This window comes from Methanococcoides sp. (assembly GCF_030594565.1).
In the GTDB taxonomy this organism is placed as follows: Archaea; Halobacteriota; Methanosarcinia; order Methanosarcinales; family Methanosarcinaceae; genus Methanococcoides; species Methanococcoides seepicolus.
On sequence record NZ_JAUVEY010000002.1, the window covers coordinates 1 to 21,153 of the forward strand.

The 21,153-nt window shown below is 44.4% G+C and carries 20 protein-coding genes and 1 tRNA gene; 13 read left to right on the top strand and 8 right to left on the bottom strand.

The window, feature by feature from the left end; genetic code table 11:
- Positions 1-1,301, bottom strand: a 1,301-nt coding sequence (locus tag QAS77_RS00270) for a DEAD/DEAH box helicase (protein WP_305063731.1), incomplete at its 3' end; no start/stop codon positions are given.
- Positions 1,302-1,895: 594 nt separating this feature from the next.
- On the opposite strand from QAS77_RS00270, the gene QAS77_RS00275 reads away from it, so the two are divergent.
- From QAS77_RS00275 to QAS77_RS00285, 3 genes are all read left to right on the top strand, one after another.
- The gene (locus QAS77_RS00275; RefSeq protein WP_305063732.1) at positions 1,896-2,870 is read left to right on the top strand and encodes a radical SAM protein; all 975 of its coding nucleotides are present in this window, start codon (positions 1,896-1,898) and stop codon (positions 2,868-2,870) included.
- Positions 2,871-3,053: 183 nt separating this feature from the next.
- Entirely contained in the window at positions 3,054-4,970 is a 1,917-nt protein-coding gene (locus QAS77_RS00280) for a sodium:solute symporter family protein (RefSeq protein WP_305063733.1), read from the top strand.
- A gap of 104 nt (positions 4,971-5,074) precedes the next feature.
- Positions 5,075-6,013: a DUF5803 family protein gene (locus QAS77_RS00285; protein ID WP_305063734.1), complete on the top strand. Its 939-nt coding sequence runs from the start codon at positions 5,075-5,077 to the stop codon at positions 6,011-6,013.
- 3 nt (positions 6,014-6,016) lie between these two features.
- Here QAS77_RS00285 and QAS77_RS00290 read toward each other — a convergent pair whose 3' ends face one another.
- From QAS77_RS00290 to QAS77_RS00300, 3 genes are all read right to left on the bottom strand, one after another.
- Positions 6,017-6,763 (bottom strand): MBL fold metallo-hydrolase, encoded by a 747-nt coding sequence (locus QAS77_RS00290; protein ID WP_250867076.1) that lies wholly within the window; start codon positions 6,761-6,763, stop codon positions 6,017-6,019.
- A gap of 6 nt (positions 6,764-6,769) precedes the next feature.
- Positions 6,770-8,062: an ATP-binding protein gene (locus QAS77_RS00295; RefSeq protein WP_305063735.1), complete on the bottom strand. Its 1,293-nt coding sequence runs from the start codon at positions 8,060-8,062 to the stop codon at positions 6,770-6,772.
- Between the two features lie 129 nt (positions 8,063-8,191).
- Positions 8,192-8,839 carry a DUF5817 domain-containing protein gene (locus QAS77_RS00300; protein ID WP_305063736.1) on the bottom strand — a complete coding sequence of 216 codons (648 nt, stop codon included), beginning with the start codon at positions 8,837-8,839 and terminating at the stop codon, positions 8,192-8,194.
- A gap of 3 nt (positions 8,840-8,842) precedes the next feature.
- On the opposite strand from QAS77_RS00300, the gene rimI reads away from it, so the two are divergent.
- Positions 8,843-9,262 (top strand): ribosomal protein S18-alanine N-acetyltransferase, encoded by a 420-nt coding sequence (gene rimI, locus QAS77_RS00305; RefSeq protein WP_250867079.1) that lies wholly within the window; start codon positions 8,843-8,845, stop codon positions 9,260-9,262.
- Here the strand turns inward: rimI and QAS77_RS00310 are convergent, their stop codons facing one another.
- The gene (locus QAS77_RS00310; RefSeq protein WP_270096723.1) at positions 9,263-9,922 is read right to left on the bottom strand and encodes an undecaprenyl diphosphate synthase family protein; all 660 of its coding nucleotides are present in this window, start codon (positions 9,920-9,922) and stop codon (positions 9,263-9,265) included.
- 41 nt (positions 9,923-9,963) lie between these two features.
- Positions 9,964-11,151, bottom strand: a complete 1,188-nt coding sequence (locus QAS77_RS00315; RefSeq protein WP_250867081.1) for a redox-regulated ATPase YchF — start codon at positions 11,149-11,151, stop codon at positions 9,964-9,966.
- A gap of 142 nt (positions 11,152-11,293) precedes the next feature.
- Here QAS77_RS00315 and QAS77_RS00320 point away from each other — a divergent pair.
- From QAS77_RS00320 to QAS77_RS00355, 8 genes are all read left to right on the top strand, one after another.
- Positions 11,294-11,365: transfer RNA gene (locus tag QAS77_RS00320), tRNA-Arg, on the top strand.
- A 421-nt stretch (positions 11,366-11,786) separates the two neighbouring features.
- A complete protein-coding gene (thsA, locus tag QAS77_RS00325; RefSeq protein WP_305063762.1) occupies positions 11,787-13,403 on the top strand; it encodes a thermosome subunit alpha in 1,617 nt (538 codons plus the stop codon).
- A 139-nt stretch (positions 13,404-13,542) separates the two neighbouring features.
- The gene (locus QAS77_RS00330) at positions 13,543-14,100 is read left to right on the top strand and encodes a biotin transporter BioY (protein ID WP_305063737.1); all 558 of its coding nucleotides are present in this window, start codon (positions 13,543-13,545) and stop codon (positions 14,098-14,100) included.
- A gap of 17 nt (positions 14,101-14,117) precedes the next feature.
- The gene (locus QAS77_RS00335; RefSeq protein WP_250867084.1) at positions 14,118-14,927 is read left to right on the top strand and encodes an ATP-binding cassette domain-containing protein; all 810 of its coding nucleotides are present in this window, start codon (positions 14,118-14,120) and stop codon (positions 14,925-14,927) included.
- Complete coding sequence (locus QAS77_RS00340; RefSeq protein ID WP_305063738.1) at positions 14,912-15,730, top strand: ATP-binding cassette domain-containing protein; 819 nt, start codon at positions 14,912-14,914, stop codon at positions 15,728-15,730. The genes QAS77_RS00335 and QAS77_RS00340 overlap by 16 nt, the downstream gene beginning before the upstream one ends.
- 4 nt (positions 15,731-15,734) lie before the next feature.
- Entirely contained in the window at positions 15,735-16,502 is a 768-nt protein-coding gene (locus tag QAS77_RS00345; RefSeq protein ID WP_250867086.1) for an energy-coupling factor transporter transmembrane component T family protein, read from the top strand.
- A gap of 18 nt (positions 16,503-16,520) precedes the next feature.
- A complete protein-coding gene (locus QAS77_RS00350) occupies positions 16,521-16,877 on the top strand; it encodes an ArsR/SmtB family transcription factor (RefSeq protein ID WP_250867087.1) in 357 nt (118 codons plus the stop codon).
- Positions 16,874-18,010, top strand: a complete 1,137-nt coding sequence (locus QAS77_RS00355) for an SO_0444 family Cu/Zn efflux transporter (protein ID WP_305063739.1) — start codon at positions 16,874-16,876, stop codon at positions 18,008-18,010. Before QAS77_RS00350 ends, QAS77_RS00355 begins: the two co-directional genes overlap by 4 nt.
- 6 nt (positions 18,011-18,016) lie before the next feature.
- On the opposite strand, the gene QAS77_RS00360 is transcribed toward QAS77_RS00355, so the two are convergent.
- The gene (locus tag QAS77_RS00360; RefSeq protein ID WP_250867089.1) at positions 18,017-18,238 is read right to left on the bottom strand and encodes a hypothetical protein; all 222 of its coding nucleotides are present in this window, start codon (positions 18,236-18,238) and stop codon (positions 18,017-18,019) included.
- Positions 18,239-18,582: 344 nt separating this feature from the next.
- Here QAS77_RS00360 and QAS77_RS00365 point away from each other — a divergent pair, with 344 nt between their 5' ends.
- Entirely contained in the window at positions 18,583-20,514 is a 1,932-nt protein-coding gene (locus QAS77_RS00365; RefSeq protein WP_305063740.1) for a hydantoinase/oxoprolinase family protein, read from the top strand.
- Positions 20,515-20,897: 383 nt separating this feature from the next.
- Here the strand turns inward: QAS77_RS00365 and QAS77_RS00370 are convergent, their stop codons facing one another.
- The gene (locus QAS77_RS00370) at positions 20,898-21,086 is read right to left on the bottom strand and encodes a hypothetical protein (RefSeq protein ID WP_250866899.1); all 189 of its coding nucleotides are present in this window, start codon (positions 21,084-21,086) and stop codon (positions 20,898-20,900) included.
- Positions 21,087-21,153: the final 67 nt, after the last annotated feature.

Genomic DNA, 21,153 nt, shown 5'->3' on the forward strand with positions numbered 1-21,153 from the left:
CCGCCACTGCTACGACCTCCGCTGCTGCCGCCGCTGCTGCTACGTCGGTCACCGCCGCCACTGCCACTGCTACGGCCTCCACCGCCATAGCCGCCACTGCTACGACCGCCACCTCTTCCGCGGTCTTCTCTTCTGCCTCGGGTCTCGCGATGGTCCCTTGAGCCCTTGTCATCATCTTTTATGAGTACCCTTTCGAATTTCGGTAAGTCTTCCCGCTCGATCTTGAAATTGCGGTGCATTTTAGAGAGCCTTGTAAAGCCGCCCTTATCCACATCTGCGACCACATTGATGACCTTTCCTTCTCTTCCAGCCCTTGCTGTTCTTCCTATCCTGTGAACATATTCACTGGGGTCATCAGGAATGTCGAAATTGTAAACATGGGACACATGAGGGATATCCAGTCCTCTGGCAGCGACATCTGTACACACAAGTGCATGTGCATTGCTGGAATGGAACTTGCTCAGTGTGCTCTTTCTCTTTGCCTGTGTATGTCCGCCATGGATGGCTATTGCATCAATGTCATTCTTTCTCAGGTTCTTCTGTACGAAATCAACATTGCTTCTCGTATTACAGAAAACCATCACAAGTCCTGATTTTTCAGTCTTCAGGAGATGTACAAGAAGTGAGAACTTCATCTTCTTAGGAACGTCAATATATACCTGTTTCAGTTTATCTGAATCCACGTATGCCTTCGCAAATACCTTTGAAGGGTTATTCATGTATTTGCTTGATAAATACTGGATGTCTTTGGAAACAGTTGCTGAGAACATCATTGTCTGTCTGTCAGAAGGACATTCGTCGATGATCATTTCAACATCATCAATGAATCCCATGTCAAGCATTCTGTCCGCTTCATCAAGGACAAGAATCTCAACATCTCCGAGGTCGATAGTTCCTCTTTCAATATGGTCTAATAATCTTCCTGGGGTTGCAACAACAACATCCGCTCTTTCCAGTTGACGGATCTGTGGATTGATAGCTACACCGCCGTATATTGGTGCTACTCTCAATTGTTTATGTCTGGAAAATTCCTTCAATGAGTTCTGAACCTGCTCAGCCAACTCTCTTGTTGGTGTAAGGACCAGTGCTCTGATTCCATTTCCTTTTTCTATCTTCTGGATGATTCCACATCCAAAAGCGAGCGTCTTACCTGATCCGGTAGCAGCTCCACCTATTATGTCTTTTCCTTCAAGGATTAGAGGGATGGCCATTTCCTGAATTTCAGTAGGGGCTTCAAATTTCTTGTCCTCTATCGATCTTAAGATCGCATCCTCGATACCTAATTTTTTGAATGATTCCATGATGATTACCTGTTAATTAACGCTTAAAAAAAGACTGAATGCCTTTATTTTACTATTTCCCATCACAAACCATTTCAAAAAATTATTGGGATGTTGATAATAATGGGCTATATTCTGACGTTTTTAAGTAGACTTCTCATACATCTTTCTACTTATAAACATTGTCCTAAAATTCGAATATTCTGATCATTAATACGAAGATTTTCCCGGAATGCTAAAAATGAACGTATTGCCCTTCTCATCTTCAAACTCTATCAAGTCATTGAGCTATGTATCTCAACAAAAACCCTATCAAGACCAGTGTTTCTTCTAATGTTATATTGCTTGTATATCGGTCCTGTTCTTCATTGAGTTCACTAAAAACATTAGTCTGGACCATATAAGGAAAGCCGATGGACGTATTGAGGGATGCTCTATGTTCCTGGCTCATGTTTGCAAGTGAAATACTTTTTATTATGCTGCTTGACCCAATATGCGATCTCTCCTTAATACTTTCTCCATCTAATTTTCTTTACAAAATTGTTGATCTGTATGTGCTAAGTTTTATCAACTCCTTTGCAAGATATAGAGCACCAAAATTGAGCACTGATCATCATGTCCAAGTTTTCACCAATTATAGCTGCACGCGCCGTCTGGCAGATGAGGGTTCGCAAACGACCCTTTGTTCTTTCGCATGCGATCAATTCCAGATGTAACATGAGTTGTAAATTCTGCGAGTATTGGAAGGACCCCGGGCAAGAGATGAGCCTTGATTCTATATTCAAAATGCTTGAAGATGCCCGGTCGTTTGGTATCGGTGTCTATAATGCATGGACTGTAGAACCTCTTCTTCGTGATGACCTTCCTCAGATACTCAGGTTTGCCAAAGAGCTTGGCATGATAACTTCTCTTATTACTAACGGCAAACTTCTCGAGAAAAGGATTGACGATCTTAAAGACCTTGATTATCTCTCGGTATCCGTGGATGGCACCAAAAGTTACAAAGAGATCAGAGGGGTCGATCTTGATGTTCTCCTTAACACTATAATGAATGTGAAGGATAAACTTAAGAATCCGCTTCTTATGAACTGTGTAATAAGCGGGAAGAATCTCGATGATATTGAAGAGCTTGTACAACTTGCACAGGACATTGGGGTAAAGATATCCTTTGAGCCGATGTATGAGTTCAAAGGGATCGATGATGATGTCTGGTCATCGATGGGTATTCGTGACATGGATAAATATCGGCGCACTATCGATCGTGTCATCGAGATGAAAAGACAGGGTTATCCAATAATCAATTCCATAAGTTATCTTTCAATGATAAAGGACCTCAAAAAAGGATTCAATTGTCATGTCAATAATTTCATTCTTGATGTGACCCTCGATGGTTCCATTGAGAATTGTCGGGTCCACAGGGAACCTCTGGGAAATATCAATGAAGGAATTGCAAATGTTTGGAAACGTTCACGTTCACAGCAGCACGAAGTGACCAAAAATTGTGAGGGATGTTTCTTCTTCGGTTATGTTGAGAACAGTATGATGTATGACATGAACCTTGAGGTAATGCGTCACTATGAATGGATGTAAATGTCCTTTCAGTGACCGTATCTGCCAAATTTGACAAAGTAATCTCTTCTTCTTCTTTTAGAAAGGACTTATATATTAAATAAGGTATGTTCCTTGTATCCTGTATGGGGTATTAAAAATATATTAATGGTTCAAGGTACTGCATTCATGCGGGCTGAAATTTAATTATCAGAGGTTTCAATTATGGATGGATATCAATTGTTTATGGCAATGCTTGCAGTTTACATATGTGGACTCATAGGCATTGGTTGGTACTTTACAAAAAGGCAGAAAACAGTAACTGATTTCTGGCTGGCAGGACGTAAGATCGGCACAATAGGAATAGGATTTTCCTCTGCCGCATCATGGCTGACCGCTGGTGGAATATTAGCAGTTATTGGTTTCTTCATGCTACTTGGAATGGGCTCCATTTGGGGTTTTGTAGCTCCTAACATTCTGGCATTGCTTATAATCGCCATTTTTGTCAAGAAGTTCAAGAATCTACCTGCTATCACACAGGCAGAACTTCTTGAACAGAGGTACAGTTCTGCAATACGTGCTCCTGTGGGTATTATTATCACTATCGTAATGATCCTTTTCGCAGTTGCCGATATCAAAGGATTCGCTCTTGTGTTGCAGATATTCTATGGTCTGGACCCGATATATGCGGCACTCATCGTTGCTCTTGCAGTTTCAGCTTATGTGACCCTCGGTGGTCTCAGTGCGGTAGTATGGACCGATGTTGTGCAGTTCGTTTTCCTTTCCATCTTCGCTCTTGCAATGGCGTTCCTGGCGATCGGGACAGCAACTTCCGGTTCAGCGGATATCTCTTCCGCATCAGACCTGATCTCAACTGTGCCCACAGACTGGTGGAATCCGTTCATCATAGGCATTCCGATGGTGCTGATCTTCGTTTTCGCTATCATCCCCGGATGGATAACAGAACAGGACCCATGGCAGAAAGTATGGGCAGCTAAAGATTCGACATCTGCAAGGAATGGCCTTGTACTTGGTTCTTTTCTTGTCACAGTAGTATTCACTGCATGTGCGTTCATTGCCATTGGGCTGAACTCGCTGTATCCTGAGATATCTGCGATGGGTTTCCCGATGGGAATGGCACAGGCCGAACCTGCACTTCTGACATTCATTGTCGAAACATTCTCTCCTGCTGTGATCGGGCTTAGTGCAATTGGTCTTGCAGCAGCATCAATGTCCTGTGCGGATACTTTTGCAACCTCGGGTGCATCATGTGTTTCACGGGATATCTACCAGAGATTTATCAAACCGGATGCTACAATGAAGCAGATGCTCACCATTAACAGACTGAGCGTTCTTTTCATCGTTGCAGCAGCAACAGTTTCCTCGTTCTTCATAAACAGTATCATCGATGCAATTCACATTGCAACTTTCATCGCAAGTGCATCCTACTTCTTCCCTCTCATGGGTGGACTTTACTGGAAGCGTGCGACAAAAGAAGGTGCATTAGCAGGGCTTGTTATCGGTGCTGTGGCACAGATATCATTTACTGTGTATGACCTTTTAATGACCGCACCTATGGCACCCCCATATCTTGAGACAGTACATCCAATTCTCATGAGTCATGGTGTGATCGTAGGAATGGGATTGAGTGGAATTGCTTTCTTCGGCGTATCCCTTCTGACAAAGCCATCGAATGTCATCAATCTTGCTCCGTTCTTTAAGGATGCAGCAGAAGAATTGGCAAGCCACGATGCACAGAAGGTCGATGATCAATCCTCGGAATATAAGAATTTCCTCAAGACCCTCGATGAACAGATCACCGGGGAACGTGCACACCTGCATTTGAGGCTTGAAGCTTCAGCCACAGTGAACTGGAGCAAGTTCGTAGGACAGCTAAAACAGGCTTATCCTGTATGGGTAACTCCTACCGGACTTGATTCTGTCTACAGGCTCATCCAAGCTGACATGCTTGCCTGTGTTTCTATCACACGTGGTGAGAATGAAAAGGAGATCTGGTTCGCATCAGAACCACCAGTCGATTCTGTTGAAATGCAGAAGAAAGAGGTCTTTATTGCATTCAAAGAAGTATCAAAAGCTCTCGAAGATGTTGGTATTCTCCTGAGCATACCGAACGAAGACTAAGCATATTTAGGTCACACTCCCTTTCTGGGAGTGCCTCTTTTTTTCAACAACCTTTTTTAGTAATGGTGTCCATTATTTTTTGAACAACTTTTGCGATGTGTATCATGAAAAGATTAGCAATAACATTGGTATTGGTCTTTATTCTTGCAATAATGTCATCAGGTTGCATCAATGAGCTTGCTCCTGTGACTGATAATAGTAATGCAACGGTAGAAGCTTCTGATTATGAACTGGAGGTCTTTCATAGTCCTTCCGATAAAAGTGAAGATCTGAATACGACCACTTTTTACCTTTCAAGGAATGGAAGTACGAACGTTGTTTATATGGTGGCAGAAACCTCGGTGATAGAAATCGTTCCAATGGAGGATGTTTTCAATACTGGAGGCGATATTCTTTCCAACGTTGTGATCCTTGCGGACAGGTCCGAAAATGTTTCTGCTTCAGCCGAGACCTTTGAGATGTTTGCATCATCTTCTCCGAAGGACCTTCCTGTTTTCAACTATACTCTTGAGGATGAGGTAATTCGGGGACAGAAACACTTTGTCATGGAATTCGATGAGAACATTACCGGGATCGTTGCTTTTGCTCTCAATAATCCAAAAGGGCAGGATTTCATGTATGTTCCCACTCATGATTCAACGGTAAGATTTGTGCTACCCGAAGGTTACACTACCGGCAATCCCTTCGTTGGAAAGGTAATTCCCGGCACAGATGATCGATACATCGATGAACAAGGTCGTGAAGTTCTGGTCTGGTATGACCTTCATGCAAAGTCCGGTACTTTTACAAATATGGCAAGGGAATATCTTAAGGTCGAGATCTCTGAAGAAGACCTTCCCTACAGGACCGTGATGATAAAGTTCTATTCGGAATCTGCGCCAAGGTTGCTTTTGATAGGTACGAGCATCCTATTCGGTGGGGTGTTGCTGGTACTTGGAAATTACCTCTCCGCAAGAAGGAAACTCCGTAAAGAAAGGAAATCCATTGAAGATGCTTTCATTGAGAAGAAGGCAGGGGATGGGAAGGGCGGAAATAAAAAGTAATGATCAAAGGATAAGTTCCATTCCGTCATATCCCAGTGGATATGTTTTAACGGCTTCATCGTGAGGTTTGAAGTAATGGCTTAAATGGGTCATTACAACCTTTTTTGCGTTGATCCTTTCAGCCATTCCCATGGCTTCCTTTGCATCCATGTGTTTCTTTACATGGAATCCTACATCATGGGGTATAATGGCATCCACTATGAAAATATCAGGGTTCTGTATAATCTCAATGCTTTTTTCAGGGATGTTCTCATCAGTATCCCCGCTGATGACCACTTTTTTGTCACCTTCACATATCATCACGCCCACCGCTTTCTTTGCAGGGGGGTGGTTCACCTCGAAAAGTGTGAACTCCATTCCTATCAGTTCAAAGGACGTATTCAGCGGTATGTCATGCCGTTTTGGTCTGAGGAATGAGACATAATCAAGAATATAGTCCAGCGTTTCTGTTACTCCATATACATCCACATTGTACTGGACACGATGGAATTCTCCGAATCCGGTATAATGGTCATAGTGGCCATGTGTCCATATGACGCCATCGACATGCTTGAGCCCTTTTCGCAACATCTGCTCCCGCATGTCCGGACTGGTGTCGATCAGGACTTTACCTTCATCTGATTCCACGAGTATGGAAAACCGCAGACGGTTGCTCTTGGTTCCCTTTATTGCATCGATACATGCGGGACAATCACAACCTATGACCGGTGTTCCGGGAGCATCTCCTGTGCCCAGAAGTGTTATCTTCATGAAATATCAGACGCCTCCTTCATTTACCACGTATTCATCGGACTTGATGTTGGCACGTTTGTTGAACTTGAGGACAGCATTGAACAGATCATCCTGTGAGATGACCGTTCTCTCTCCCACAAGAGCATTGAGTACACTTTCCCTAATGACCATTCTCAGGTCAGAACCGGAGTACCCTTCTGTGAGTGGTGCTATCTCAGCATTGTCGAAGTCCCCTTCTATGTCCTTGGTCACGATATCCAGGATAGCTTTTCTCATATTTTCGTTTGGTAATGGGAAGTTCATTATCTCATCGAATCTTCTCCATGCCGCAGAATCCAGCATTCTGGGGTGGTTGGTCGCTGCCATCAGGAGGACTCCGTCATTGGTCAGACTGATGCTATCTATGGCCTTAAGAAGGGTGTTGACAGCTCTCTTCAATGCCGCATGTTCATCGGATGCCCTTGTCTTTGCAACGAAATCGAACTCGTCGATGAAAAGTATGCATGGGCTCAATCGCTTTGCAAGTGCAAACACTCTATCGATGTTCTTTGCGGTCTCGCCAAGGTATTGATCGGTTATCATGGACAGCCTCACCTCGACAAAAGGTATTGAAAGGCGTTCGGACATTGCTTTTGCCACGGATGTCTTTCCAGTGCCTGGTGGACCTACCATCAGGATCTTTCCGATGTCATACAATCCTATCTTTTTAAGATGCTCGCGGTATTGTATGGCCTTGACTATCTTTTCGATCTCTTCCTTCTGATCTTCTGTAAGGACCATATATCTCATCGGCTGGGCAATATCCTCCGGGGCGATTATTTGCACCAGCTTAAGCATATCTTCGCCGCCTTCTTCCTCAGATATTTCGCTTATAAGGGACTCTATCCATTCCCTGTCGACTTCTTTTGGTCCGGTTGAAGCTAGTGCCTTTTTATAATTGGCAGTCTCGGAGCTCTTTTTCTCTTCGTAGTAATATGCCAGAACCGGGTTCGCATCTATTCTTTCGCCTGCTGACTCCTGTTTATGGAACCAGTCTGCTCCCACATCAAAGGAAGTGAACTTCATTTTTGATGTGAGCTCATCGATGTCGATAAAAGGCAATGACAGAACCTGTCCTTTAAGCTCTTTGATGGCAAAAAGCCCCTCAATGTCCTTGCGGGTTACAGTGATAGGCTTTGGCACTCCTTTGTGCGTGCGGCTCCAGTAGTTCTTCCTTATGCTCTTCGGAAGATCATTCACATCCATTTCCGGATATTTGTTGTAGATCTCTGCTGTAAGTAGCAGTTCTATAATGTCAAGTGTGGTCGTATCGGACATATTCTAACCTTGTAATTGTGAAAGGACTTTTGCATTCGCCCTGTGGGCAGTCCATTGAACTATACTATTATGTGGTTATTTTAGATATATCTTATGTGTTCTGAATGAAAAAGATGTATAAAATTCAATTCATTGGACAATTTTAACATGCCCTTTTTTTGGGAAGTATATCTGTGCTGAACTTCTCATCTTTTCAAGGGTATCCTTGAATTTTGCTTCATCAACGTCCATTTCTAAAGCAATGGAGGAAAACTCGGACACTTTCATTCCTTCTGGTCTGCTTTCAAGGATGGACATCATGTCCTTTTCCGCATTATTCTTTTTTCTGCGAACATTATCGATTGGAGTCTTGATCTTGGATAATGTGTTCGGTTTGAATGTTTTATCCATATTTTTGGATCTTGATTCATCATCTCTGGGTGGCGATAATGAACTAAGTTCCTTTCCAAATGTGGGACATTTGAGGTCGTTCATCGTTGTGCTTTGCTTTTCCCCGATAAGCTGTGCCTGTATCTTTGTGCGCACAGCTCTTGCTTCTTCAATGTCTTCACCCGTATGGAACACCCGTAGTTTCCTTATCTGTAGGGTAGTTCCGCAAAGTTGACATTTTGTGGTCTTTGCACTTTTATCTTCTATGAGCTGTGCAGACCTGCGACATTTAGGGCAGGCTATCACAGAATAAACTGGCATCACTGACTGGTTGTCCTGTCTTCTATAAGTATAGAACCCTTTAGGATATTTCCAGATATTTATAATCCATGACGCCCATACTGGCATTATATGATAAGAACCGCCACAAGGTCGGATCTGCCGGCAGTCGTAGATATAGAGAACCTGTCCTTTGCTGAGCCCTGGGACATGCGTACATTCAGGTCTTATGTTCATCATCCCGGTTTTATTGTGTTCGAGGAAGACGGTTCGATCTGCGGGTATGCGATCCTTGTCGTAATAGCGGATGATGCTCATCTGGCAAGTATTGCGATACATACGGAGTACAGGCGGATAAATATCGGTTCTTGTCTTTTAGATAGCTGCATGCTGCTTGCAAAGGTGAACTCTTTTCCTCTTGTACGGCTGGAAGTGAGGGAGAAGAACAAAACTGCACAGGATTTCTATCTTGCCAATGGGTTCGAGGCGGTAGCGACCATTCCTGACTATTATCCTGACGATAATGCGATTGTTATGGAAAGGAGAACTTGATCATTTGCCAAAGCGGCGCTGTCTTTTTTGGTAATCCCTTATGATCCTAAGTATGTCCATTCTTCTGAGGCCGTGCCAGTTCACATCGGTAAAATAGAGTTCAGAATAAGCGGATTGCCATAGAAGAAAATTCGAAAGGTGCTTTCCGCCTGCACGAATTATAATGTCGGGCTCTTCGCGTACTGTCAAATGGGATTCGATGGTATTTTCATCGATGTCCGCAGGTCTCAATCTCTCATCTTTCACATCATGAAGGATGGAAGTGATCGCCTTTGTTATCTCGTTCTTTCCGCCAAATCCGACAGAGAAATGTACCCGGTGGGTGTCACCCACTTTATTTTCGATAAGCTCTCCTTTTTCATTGTATATGTCGAATCCAACATTTTCAGGCAAAGGGGCCATTATCTCTTTCAATTCATCCAAAAGCAGCGATACTATCTTTGTTTTTGCTTCTTCTTTAACATCAAGGACATCCACGTAAATACTTATTATTTTGATCTCAAGGGCAAAACACCATTTCAGGAATGCACCCAGTTTCTCTTTTCCGCTATCATCAAGCAGATCGGATTCTGAAAGTATCATTGTGATATGTTCTGGTATTTGCCCTTGCATCCCGTTGATCTGGTTCAACAAGTATCGTTCGTAGAGTGCCCTTATCATGTAACGCCAGCTTTATCCTTATTATTGAATGGAACTTGTACTTATTTTGCAGTTGAGACTATCTTTACAACATCGCCGTTTTTCAGCTCATGCTTTTCTCCGAGTCTCATCTTTGTTTTTCCGTCAACAGCATAGAGGAACCGGTCTCCGATATCAGTGTGGACACGGTATGCCAGGTCGTGTGGGGTAGAACCTTTCTTCATGAGGAAAGCGTCAGGGAGCATTCTGTCGTTCTTGTCTGCCCATTTTCCTTCATCTTCCACCGGATATACCACTATCAGTTCAAGAAGGTCAAAAACGGCTCTGTTGATGCACTCCTGTATGCCGGCTCCACCGGTTCCTAGGGTGGTGATCATCTCTTTCAGGCTTTGAAGTCCTTTTTTCTGTGCTTCGTTGACCTTGTCGGAGATTATCTCGAAATCCATGTCTCCTGGGTTATAACTTATTATGCCGTTCTTTGCAGCTGATCTCAATGCAAGTTCTGCTGCAGCACTTGTGGGTACTACCATGATGTCAAGTTCTTCGAGAGCTTTTATGTTCTCCTCAGGCGCGACATCTATCTTGTTGGCTGCTATCATCGTAGGTTTGGTGATGGCACGTATGGTCTCACAAAGCTTTGCCATATCTTCATCTGTCCACTGGGTGCATTCTTCAGGCATTTTGCAAGCAAGCAGGGCCTGGCGTGCTTGGGATTCATTGACACCTGCACCCAGGAGCTGGTCTGAAACGGCCTGTTCCATCTTCATGCCTTCGGCCCTTATCTTTCGTGAAAGCTTGTCCCAGTTCTTTTTCAGGATACCTGTCATCCACATTGCTATCTCGCGGTTCAGGAAGTTAACATCCTCCAGTGGATCGTGCTCTCCTATGTCCACAGGGTTTCCTTCGATATCTGTGCCTCCGGATGCGTCTATTACGTGTATTATGGCCTGTGCCTGTCTAAGCTCGTCAAGGAACGTATTACCAAGGCCGCGTCCCATGTGTGCATCGGGTACAAGTCCTGCGACGTCTATGATCTCAATAGGTACGTACCTTATACCGTCCTGACAGTTGCCACAGCGTTTGTCCCGTTCTGTGCATGGGCAGACTGCCCTTACATAAGTTACTCCTTTGTTCGCATTGATTGTGGTGAACGGATAATTCGCTATCTCGACATCTGCAAGGGTAGCAGCTTTGAAAAAAGTTGATTTACCTGCATTTGGTTTTCCTGCAAGGCCTATGGTCATTGACATGCTTTACCAATCATCCTTGAAGCATTTAACGTTTGTTAATGGGGGCCAGGCAATGGAAATGCTTTATGAAGTTGCTTCTATGAAGTTGCTTCTATGAGTAATGTTTATATTGCAGGAAGTTATTAGGAAGTCTGTCTAACTTGTCTCGGTAGGGTAGAGGATATCCTTGGGGCTTGCGGAGCCTTAGACCCGAGTTCGATTCTCGGTCGGGACGTACCAGATCTATTTGGAAGTCAAAGACTTTCACTCTGCTTGGAGTATTTTAATTAACTTCAAGCGGGGTCTTGTTTTATATCAATTTAATCATGAAGCTTGTAAATTACAAGTTCATAAACGTGCTGATCTTCATAACTGCAGTTTGTTTACGCAGGATCTGTTTTTTGTCATTGTTATTATTGCCTGTCCGGTAAAGCACATGCAATGGTGGCTTGTGATTATCGACATCACAGTGTAATGTGGGTTTGGGTCGCTTCACTTATTTTCAGTTTATCACATACTTTCCTACATTCTAATACTGGTTATACTTATATAGAAGTTCATTCATTTAGAACGAACAGATTGAGCACATAATGTGTAATATCTCAAATATTCAAATAATTGATTTTCTTTATCAATGCTATTAAGGAGGTCTAAATATCACACCAAATCTGAGAATTCAGGGCAGGGATGCACAAAGTAACAATATCCTTGCAGGAAAGGCAGTTGCAAGTGCAGTCCGCACAACACTTGGTCCTAAGGGAATGGACAAGATGCTTGTGGACTCCATGGGTGACATTGTTATCACAAACGATGGTGCTACCATCTTGAAGGAAATGGATATCCAGCACCCTGCAGCTAAGATGATCGTGGAAGTATCCAAGACACAGGATGCTGAGGTCGGGGACGGAACAACTACTGTTGCAGTTCTTTCTGGAGAATTGCTTTCAAAGGCAGAAGAACTTATCATGAAGGGAGTCCACCCAACCATCATATCCGAAGGTTACAGACATGCTGCAGAGAAATGCCGTGAGATCCTGGAAACTATCACTATTGCTATTTCTCCAGACGATGAAGCGGCTCTGATAAAGATCGCTGGAACAGCTATCACCGGAAAGGGCGCTGAGTCATACAAAGAGACGCTCTCAGCTCTTACGGTCAAAGCAGTTCGTTCAATAGTCGAAGAGGAAGAGGATGGCTTTAAGGTCAATGTCCTTGAGAACATCAAGATCGAGAAGCGCGCAGGCGGAAGCATTGATGATTCCGAGCTTGTAGATGGTCTTGTAATTGACAAGGAACGCTCACACCCAAATATGCCTGAGAAGGTAGAGAACGCAAAGATCCTTCTGTTAAGCTGCCCTGTCGAGTTCAGAAAGACCGAGATGGACTCTGAGATCAAGATCACATCCCCGGGCCAGATGCAGTTGTTCCTGGACCAGGAAGAGAAAATGATGAAGGAGATGGCTGAGAAGGTCATCGCAAGCGGCGCAAATGTGGTATTCTGCCAGAAAGGTATCGATGATATGGCACAGTACTACATCGAGAAAGCAGGTATCTATGCTGTCAGAAGGGTAAAGAAGAGCGATCTTAAGAGACTCAGCAAGGTAACCGGTGGAACAATTATCCAGGACCTTGATCAGATCACTACTGCAGATGTAGGCACAGCAGGTCTGGTGGAGGAGAAAGAAGTAAAGGGCGGCAAGATGACCTATGTTACAGGTTGCCAGAACTCCAAGGCTGTTACAGTACTTCTCCACGGCGGTACCGAACACGTTGTCGATTCACTTGATCGTGCATTGAACGATGCTTTGCATGTTGTCGGTGTTGTCATCGAAGATGGCAAGATCGTGGTCGGTGGCGGTTCATCTGAGATCGAACTTTCACTCAGACTCAGTGAGTATGCATCCACTCTCAAGGGAAGGGAGCAGCTTGCTGTCAGCAAGTTTGCAGAAGCTCTTGAAGTGATTCCTGAGGCACTCGCAGAGAATGCAGGTCTTGACCCAATTGACATGATGGTGGAACTACGTTCCCAGCATGAGAAGGGTAACAAGAACGCAGGTCTTAATGTTTACACTGGCGAGGTAGTCGACATGTGGGAAAACGATGTGATCGAGCCACTCCGAATAAAGACCCAGGCTATAAACGCTGCAATGGAAGCAACTGTCATGATCCTCAGGATCGATGATGTCGTAGCTTCAACTGGCAGCGCGAACCAGGGTATGGGTCCTGGCGGTCTGCCTGACATGCCTGACCTTGATATGGACGCTGCATACTGAGTCCATTTCAAAACCTTACTACGTGCCGGTCTTGCCGGCACATTCTATCTTTTTTCACTGCTTTTTACTAAATATCTGTTTTACTGAAAGTTTGGGATAATCGTAAGCTATTTATCAAATGTTAACCACTCAACGAACCATGGTTAACAGCAATAAACATAAAGGGCCTGATATGGTAAGTTCAAATACGGATATCAGAAAAATGGTATATGCCTCGTTATTTGCAGCACTGACCTCTATCGGTGCCTACATCACTGTCCCTCTTGGTCCTATCCCGTTCACTCTTCAGATGGTATTCGTCCTGATGGCAGGCGCAATGCTTGGCAGTAAATGGGGTGGGCTAAGTATGGTAGTTTATGTTCTTCTCGGTATTGCCGGCTTGCCCGTATTCTCCAACGGCGGTTCCGGTCTCGGTGTCATCCTTGGTCCTACTGGGGGATACCTCATAGGTTTCATCGCAGCGGCATTCATCATTGGTTATCTCTTTGAGATGAACGGCTGCAATAATTTATTGAAGAACGGTATCTTTGTAACTATCGGTTCCGTTGTCATCTTCTGTTTCGGCCTGGCTCATCTGATGATAGTTGCAGATATGTCATTCATGCAGGCGGTAACTGTGGGTTTCCTCCCATTCATTCTGCCCGGCATTGTAAAGATCGCAGTTGCAACGGGCATTGCGACAAAATACAAAATATGATCTGAAAAGGTACTCTAATGATAGAGCTAAAGGGTGTAAGTTACATCTATCCGAATGGTAATAAAGTGCTTGATGACATCTATATTCGGATAGAAAATGGGTCATTCACAACCATTCTTGGCGATAATGGTAGTGGTAAATCCACTCTCATACGTCACATGAACGGGCTTTTGAAGCCTTCTCAGGGAGTCGTATCTGTATGTGGGATGGATACTGCATCTCCTGCAGATATCTGGAAGATACGACAAACGGTCGGGATGGTCTTTCAGGACCCTCACTCTCAGGCAGTGGGTGCAACAGTTGAAGAGGATGTTGCATTCGGCCCTGAGAACCTTGCACTGGAGAGCGATGAGATAAGACTGCGTGTTACAAATGCCATTGCAAATGTAGGGTTGGAATGTCTTGAAGACTCTCTTCTCATGTCCTTAAGTGGGGGACAATTACAGAAAACAGCGATTGCCGGGGTTCTGGCGATGGTCCCTGAGATACTGATATTCGATGAAGTGACTTCCATGCTGGATTCGGATTCACGTTCTCAGATCATTGACATTGTACGGCAGCTCAACAAAAGGGGAAAGACCGTGGTCTATGTAACGCATCATATGGAAGAAGCTTTGTTTGCTGATAGGGTCATCGTACTTGAAAATGGTTATATTGCAAGTGACGGCACACCTTGGGATGTATTTCGTGAGATATATGCATCAGGTAGAAAAGTTCCTCCACATCTGGAACTTGCCTTCAGATTACAGGACGCAGGTATGATCTCCCCTGACGTGTTCCCTATGGATGCTTTATCCTTGAAGGAGGAAATATGTCCATCGAGGTGAATGGGCTGCATTTCTCATATGGGAAAGGAAAAAAAAGGCTCACGATATTGAAGGATGTGACCTTTTCAGTGGGTAAAGGTGAGTTTGTCGGTATCATTGGTAACGTTGGTTGTGGCAAGACAACTCTCATCAAGCATCTCAATGGGCTGTTGGTCCCACTATCTGGAAATGTGACCGTGGACGGGCTTGCATCTTCAAAAAAAGAGGTATGCAGAAAGGTCGGTGTCCTGTTCCAACAGCCTTCAAAACAATTGTTCTGCAAGACCGTTTTTGAGGATATTGCTTACGGTCCCTCGAATTTTGGTATGAAAGGGGATGAATTGGAACATTGTGTACATGACGCAATTGAAAAAGTAGGTCTTAGTTCCGATATTCTTGGAAGTTCCCCTTTTAGTCTGAGCGGGGGAGAAATGAGACTTGTGGCTCTTGCCGGTGTTCTTTCATCATCACCTGACTATCTGGTCCTTGATGAACCTACATCAGGGCTGAGCACATTCTACAAGGAACGCCTGTTCAAAACACTTGAGCTGCTCAGACAAAATGGTGTGGGTATTGTGCTGGTCTCCCATCATCTTGAAGATGTTCTCGGTGTGGCTGATAAGATCGTATATCTGACTGAAGGTAAGATGGTCTTTGAGGGTACTCCTGAAGAATATCTAAGCTCACTGTCCCTCCCGGCTCCGGAGATTACCGTACTCATGAGGGAATTGAGCTCTTCCGGCCTGGCTGTAAAGAAAACGGTCTTTTCCGTGGAAGATGCTTTCAATGAGATCGTTGGAGCATTGTCGGAAAAAAGGGGCTGATCAGGTGGAAGGTTTCTTATTCTCCTATGTTGCAGGCAAGTCGATCCTTCACGGACTTGATCCGCGTGTCAAGATATTTTCGGTAATGTGTCTAAGTATTCTCATATTCAAATCATCTGCCCTTGTTGATCTCCTCGTATTTGCATTGCTTTTTGTAGGGCTTACGATCCTCGCAGGTTCCGGCTTATCGGGTATAATGTCAGTTCGGCCGTTGTTACCTATCTTTGTCTTTATTTTCCTGATCCATTCCTTCTTCACCGAAGGTGCGGCTTTGTTCAATTCTCAATTCTCACCAACCTATGAGGGGCTCTTGAAAGGTTCGTTGGTCACCGTAAGGTTCGTCCTCTTAATTCTCTATGGCTCTTTGTTGACCTCGACCACAAGACCGGCGGTGATAACTGCCGGGATTGAAAGAATACTTCGTCCGCTTCCTTTGAGGCGGGTGGGTGTGACCTCTTTCGAGATAGCGACTATGATGTCTCTAGCCCTTTATTTTGTGCCTCATCTGCTGTGGTATGCGGGGCAGATAAAGGATTCCCAGCTGTCGCGTGGTTCAAAGTACAGGCGTAATCCCATCTCTGGGACCCTTTCGCTTGCAATACCGGTATTGAAAGGTTCCATGAGAATGGCCGATGATGTGGCGATGGCAATGGAAAGCAGGTGCTATCAGGGAAATTTTCGCACCTCTTTGTTCGAGCTGAAAATGACCGCACGTGATGTTTTGGTCTGTTCGGTCGTTCTGGGTGTGACGGCATTAGTATTATATGCATGAGCATATGTTCATACGTTCATGCAAAGCGATGCTTCCTGTGAGCGTGTTGATAAAGATGCCATTGATGCGATAGTCTCTCATCTTCCAGATGAGGATGCGATACTGAGGATATCCAATATATTCCATGCTTTACAATCGGAACCCCGATTAACAACAATGTACCTTCTCCTTGAGAAGGACATGTGTGTATGTGAACTGGAGCATGCCCTGGGGATGACTCAATCTGCCATCTCTCACAATCTTCGCACTCTTCGCCAGCTTGACCTTGTCAGGGTCAGGAAAGACGGGCGTTTTGCAGTTTATTCAGTTGCTGATGAGCACGTAAGAGCACTGCTCGAACTATCCCGCAGTCACGCTGTGGGGTGTGTTCAATGACCTACCTGGAAACCATTCTGGAGATTCTCATTGGTATCGGCTTAAGTTCCTGGAACGTCCTTGCAGAAGCAGCACCTTATCTTTTACTGGGATTTGGAGTTGCAGGGATCTTGCATGTCTTTGTACCGGATGAAAAGATAATGCAATATCTGGGCCATTCCGCCGGGAAGTTCCGTTCAGTACTGAATGCTTCACTGATCGGTGTGCCTCTGCCGTTATGTTCCTGTGGGGTGGTCCCTGCAGCACTGTCCTTGAAAAAAAGAGGTGCAACAAATGGGGCAACCTTGTCTTTTTTGATATCCACTCCCCAGACAGGTGTGGATTCCATAGCCATCACATACGCCCTTCTCGACCCCATAATGACAATATTCCGGCCGATCGCGACTTTCATTACTGCATTGGTGGCAGGGATCGCCGAAGACCTTCTACGCTCCCCTAAGCATGTTTCAGGCAAAGATGTTGAAAAAAGACCGACAACGAACATATTGGAAATGGCTTCATTACCGACACCTTCCTCCGCTCTTTCCTCCTCCTGTGGTTGTAACTCATGTGGGTCTACGGGAACTGAAAATACTGATACCTTTTCCGGAAGGGTCATCTCCGGTATCAGGTATGCATACGTGGAACTGCTTGGTGATATAAGCTACTGGCTTATCATTGGTATTGTTCTTGCAGGTATCATCACATATCTGGTACCTGAGGAGCTCGTTGGTTCCCATCTTGGGGGTGGTATGGTCTCGATGCTCCTTGCAATTGTTGTAGGTATTCCCCTTTACATCTGTGCGACCGCTTCGACCCCTCTTGCAGCGGTTCTTATTGCAAAGGGCATGAGTCCCGGAGCAGCGTTCGTTTTCCTGCTTGCAGGGCCTGCAACGAATGCAGCTACTATTACAATGGTCCTGAAGTATCTGGGCAGGAGATCGACAGGTGTTTATCTGGCTTCAATTGCAGTTTGTGCAGTTGTGGGTGGTCTGCTTCTTGATATGGTCTATTCATATCTGGACATTGATGCTTTGTCCATAGTCGGAAGCGCGAGCGATGTCATGCCCGAAGAAGTGAAGACCGGGTTTGCACTGTTGTTACTTCCGTTGATGGCATATGGGATATATGACCACAAAAAGTGTGGCGATTGATGTTCGTCACTCTTTTTTACAGCGATGATCGGATGGCATCATGCTAATACGCTCTTTGAAATCATTTCTCATCGTATCTTCTATCGGCTGTTCCTTATGTATGGGTGGACCCTTCTCAGGTATTTCTGTGCCCTCGAACGCAGGAATTGTTACTATATTCCCGACGCTATCAGATTCCTTTAACTCGTGATTTTCCCACGAAAAGTCCTCATTTTTCATATTTTCCACTCGATTATCCCACTCTTATCGATTTATCGTCAGAATCCTCTATGTAAGCCGATGTATTTATATAAATCGACTACGAGCTCAATATATTTATGAAAATATGTTCAAGACAATCTTGGACCTTGGTCCTTAAAAGCCTAATATAAGAGTTAAAAAATGGCATAAGGTTTATATCTAAAAACAGATTATCTCTTTTTAACGTCTCTTTATTCGGTTTTTCAAAGTTAACAGTGATATGCAAATACGATACGCTTAAGTACTGTTATTTTTTTCTTTATCAATAGTTTTGGTTATATTAGCCGAAGTGAACAAAAACTTTCATTTATAACATAAAGGAGTCATTTTGAATGAAATACAGTCTCGGTATCGATGCAGGCGGTACTTATACAGATGCAGTCCTTCTTAGGGATTCTGATGAAGTCATAATCTCTTCGAACAAAGCGCTTACGACATACCCTGATCCTCTAGGAGGTATCAGGAACGCAATTGATGGGATCGATGAACAATACCTGAAAGATATAAAAGTGGTGTCTGTTTCCACCACTTTGTCAACGAACAGTATTCTGGAAGGGACGGGCTTCCCGGTTGGCTTGATACTTGTGGGTAGTTATGAACTGAACCAGGACCTTCCAACCGAACACTATGTGCAGGTCGAGGGCGGTCATAATTACAATGGTATCCCCACTGCATCTCTTGATGAAGATGCTGTGCGGGAATTTGCGGAAAGGGTCAAGGGCAGGGTGGCTGCATTTGCAGTATCTTCGTATTTCAGTATAAGGAACCCTGAACATGAATTGAGGGTCAAGGAGATCATAAAAGAATCCACAGGTCTTCCTATTGTATGTGCTCATGAGCTTTCGCAGGAACTTGGTGCTTTCGAGAGGGCAGTGACCGCATTTCTGAACGCTCAGTTGATCCCTGTAACCGAGAAGTTCATGACCAGTGTGGAATCCGAGATAAGGAGCAGGGGCATGGATGCAAAGATATTCATGCTCAAATGTGATGGCTCGGTAATTGGTATCAGAAGTGCACTTGAAAAACCGATCGAGTCCATCTTTTCAGGCCCGGCAGGCAGTCTTGTAGGTGCTTCCTTTTTGACAGGGAATGATACCTGTGCCGTTATCGATGTGGGTGGCACCAGCACCGATATTTCGGTCATAATCAACGGGGTGCCCGAAATGAGTGAATCGGGAGCTGTTGTCGGTGGCTGGAAGACAATGGTGAAGGCTATCAAGATGGAGACCTCTGCAATGGGCGGGGACAGTGATGTCTGGGTAAAGGAAAATAGTGTCAATATGGGTCCTCGCAGGGTAATTCCTCTCTGCCGTGCAGCCGACCTCTATCCCGGTTTCCTGGACCAGCTTAGGGCAAATCCGATGCCTTCAAGGGGTTTGCTTGGGATCAACTTCCAGCCCACAAAATTTTACATAAGGACAGGCTATGACCCGATAGGCATAAGTCCAGAGGAAATGGATGTTTTCAGATCGGTCTCTGATGAGCCGACTTCCATGAGAGAGCTGCGTAGCAGGATGAACAAATATCCTTCCTCAAAGTATCTGGACTTGCTTTTGCAGAAACGTCTGATACAGACAATAGGTTTCACTCCCACTGATGCACTTCATGTTCTTGGGAACTATGCTGAACATAATGTAGAAGCATCTGAGATCGGTGCTAAATATCTTGGATCATTGTGTAAACGTGATGCGTTTGAGTTTGCATCATTTGTAAAGCAGGAATTTGCAAAGAACATGGCATCCGATCTTATGTCTTTCTTCCTTGAAGGAATTCCAAAGGCGGAGATCCGTAAGATATTCGACATCGAGTCCCCCACGAAATTCAAGGTGGATATTCCGGTCGTGCTCATAGGCGGTCCTGTAATTGCATACCTTGATGACCTGCAATCAATATTAGATGCAGAGATCATCGTGCCTGAATATTCCAATGTGGGGAATGCGACAGGGGCACTGGCAGCAAAAGGTATTCGCAGGGTGGATTTCCTTGTGAGGCCGGTATCAATGGCAGCACCTGACTGGGAGTTCTATGTATTCTCTGAAAAAGGACGTGTGAGCTTCTATGAATATGAAGAAGCACTCGAGTATGCTTCGGAGACCGGGAGGGAGTCCATTATACAGTATATGATGGATGCAGGTATGGACCCCGAGCATGTGAGTGTGGATATAGAGAAACAGGAGATAATCCCTGATGGATGGGCACATCCTCTTGAAACACGTATTCGTGTGATGGGTGTTAGTACAAGTCTGGTTGAAGAGAGATGCTAAAAGGCATTCCGAATGTTCGATATTCTCGAATGCTCCTTTCTTCTCTTCTTTTTCTCTGATATGAGCTGCTCTCCCTTTTTCTATCTCCTCTATGTACAAAGTGGAATTTTTTCACTCGCACAAACGTTGATGTAGTTTCAACTCTTTCTTTAAAATGGTAATGTCTTTAGCATAATATGGGGGCGTGATGCTAATGAAATTCTGTTGTTCGCAAGAATGTATGGACAAGATCACCTGTACCTCGGTTGGACTGGTGGCCCTGGCAGTTATCAGTGTACTGTTTATCTTGATATACGAGTTTGTAATATCAAAAATCCTTCTGACAATGTTCGGCCTCTGACCGTACGATATAATGGTAAAAAAAGTTAAAAGGAATGTAAGGTTTACTCTGCAGTCTCTTCTTCGTTCATCTTGTTCCTTTCATGGTTCAGTATTCTCCGAACCACCAGTTTCTTCTTCCCCAGCCCCATGTTCGGAACTTCCGGATATTTTTCGGTCGCATAGGTATACAGTTCATTTGCACCCATAGCTGTAAGATTATCTTCCAGCTTCAATAGTTCGGCCATTTCCATTTTCCTTCCTCCGTATTTCTTACTCTAATGGATTAGGAGTTAAATATTTAGAGTTTGTGGTTTTGTC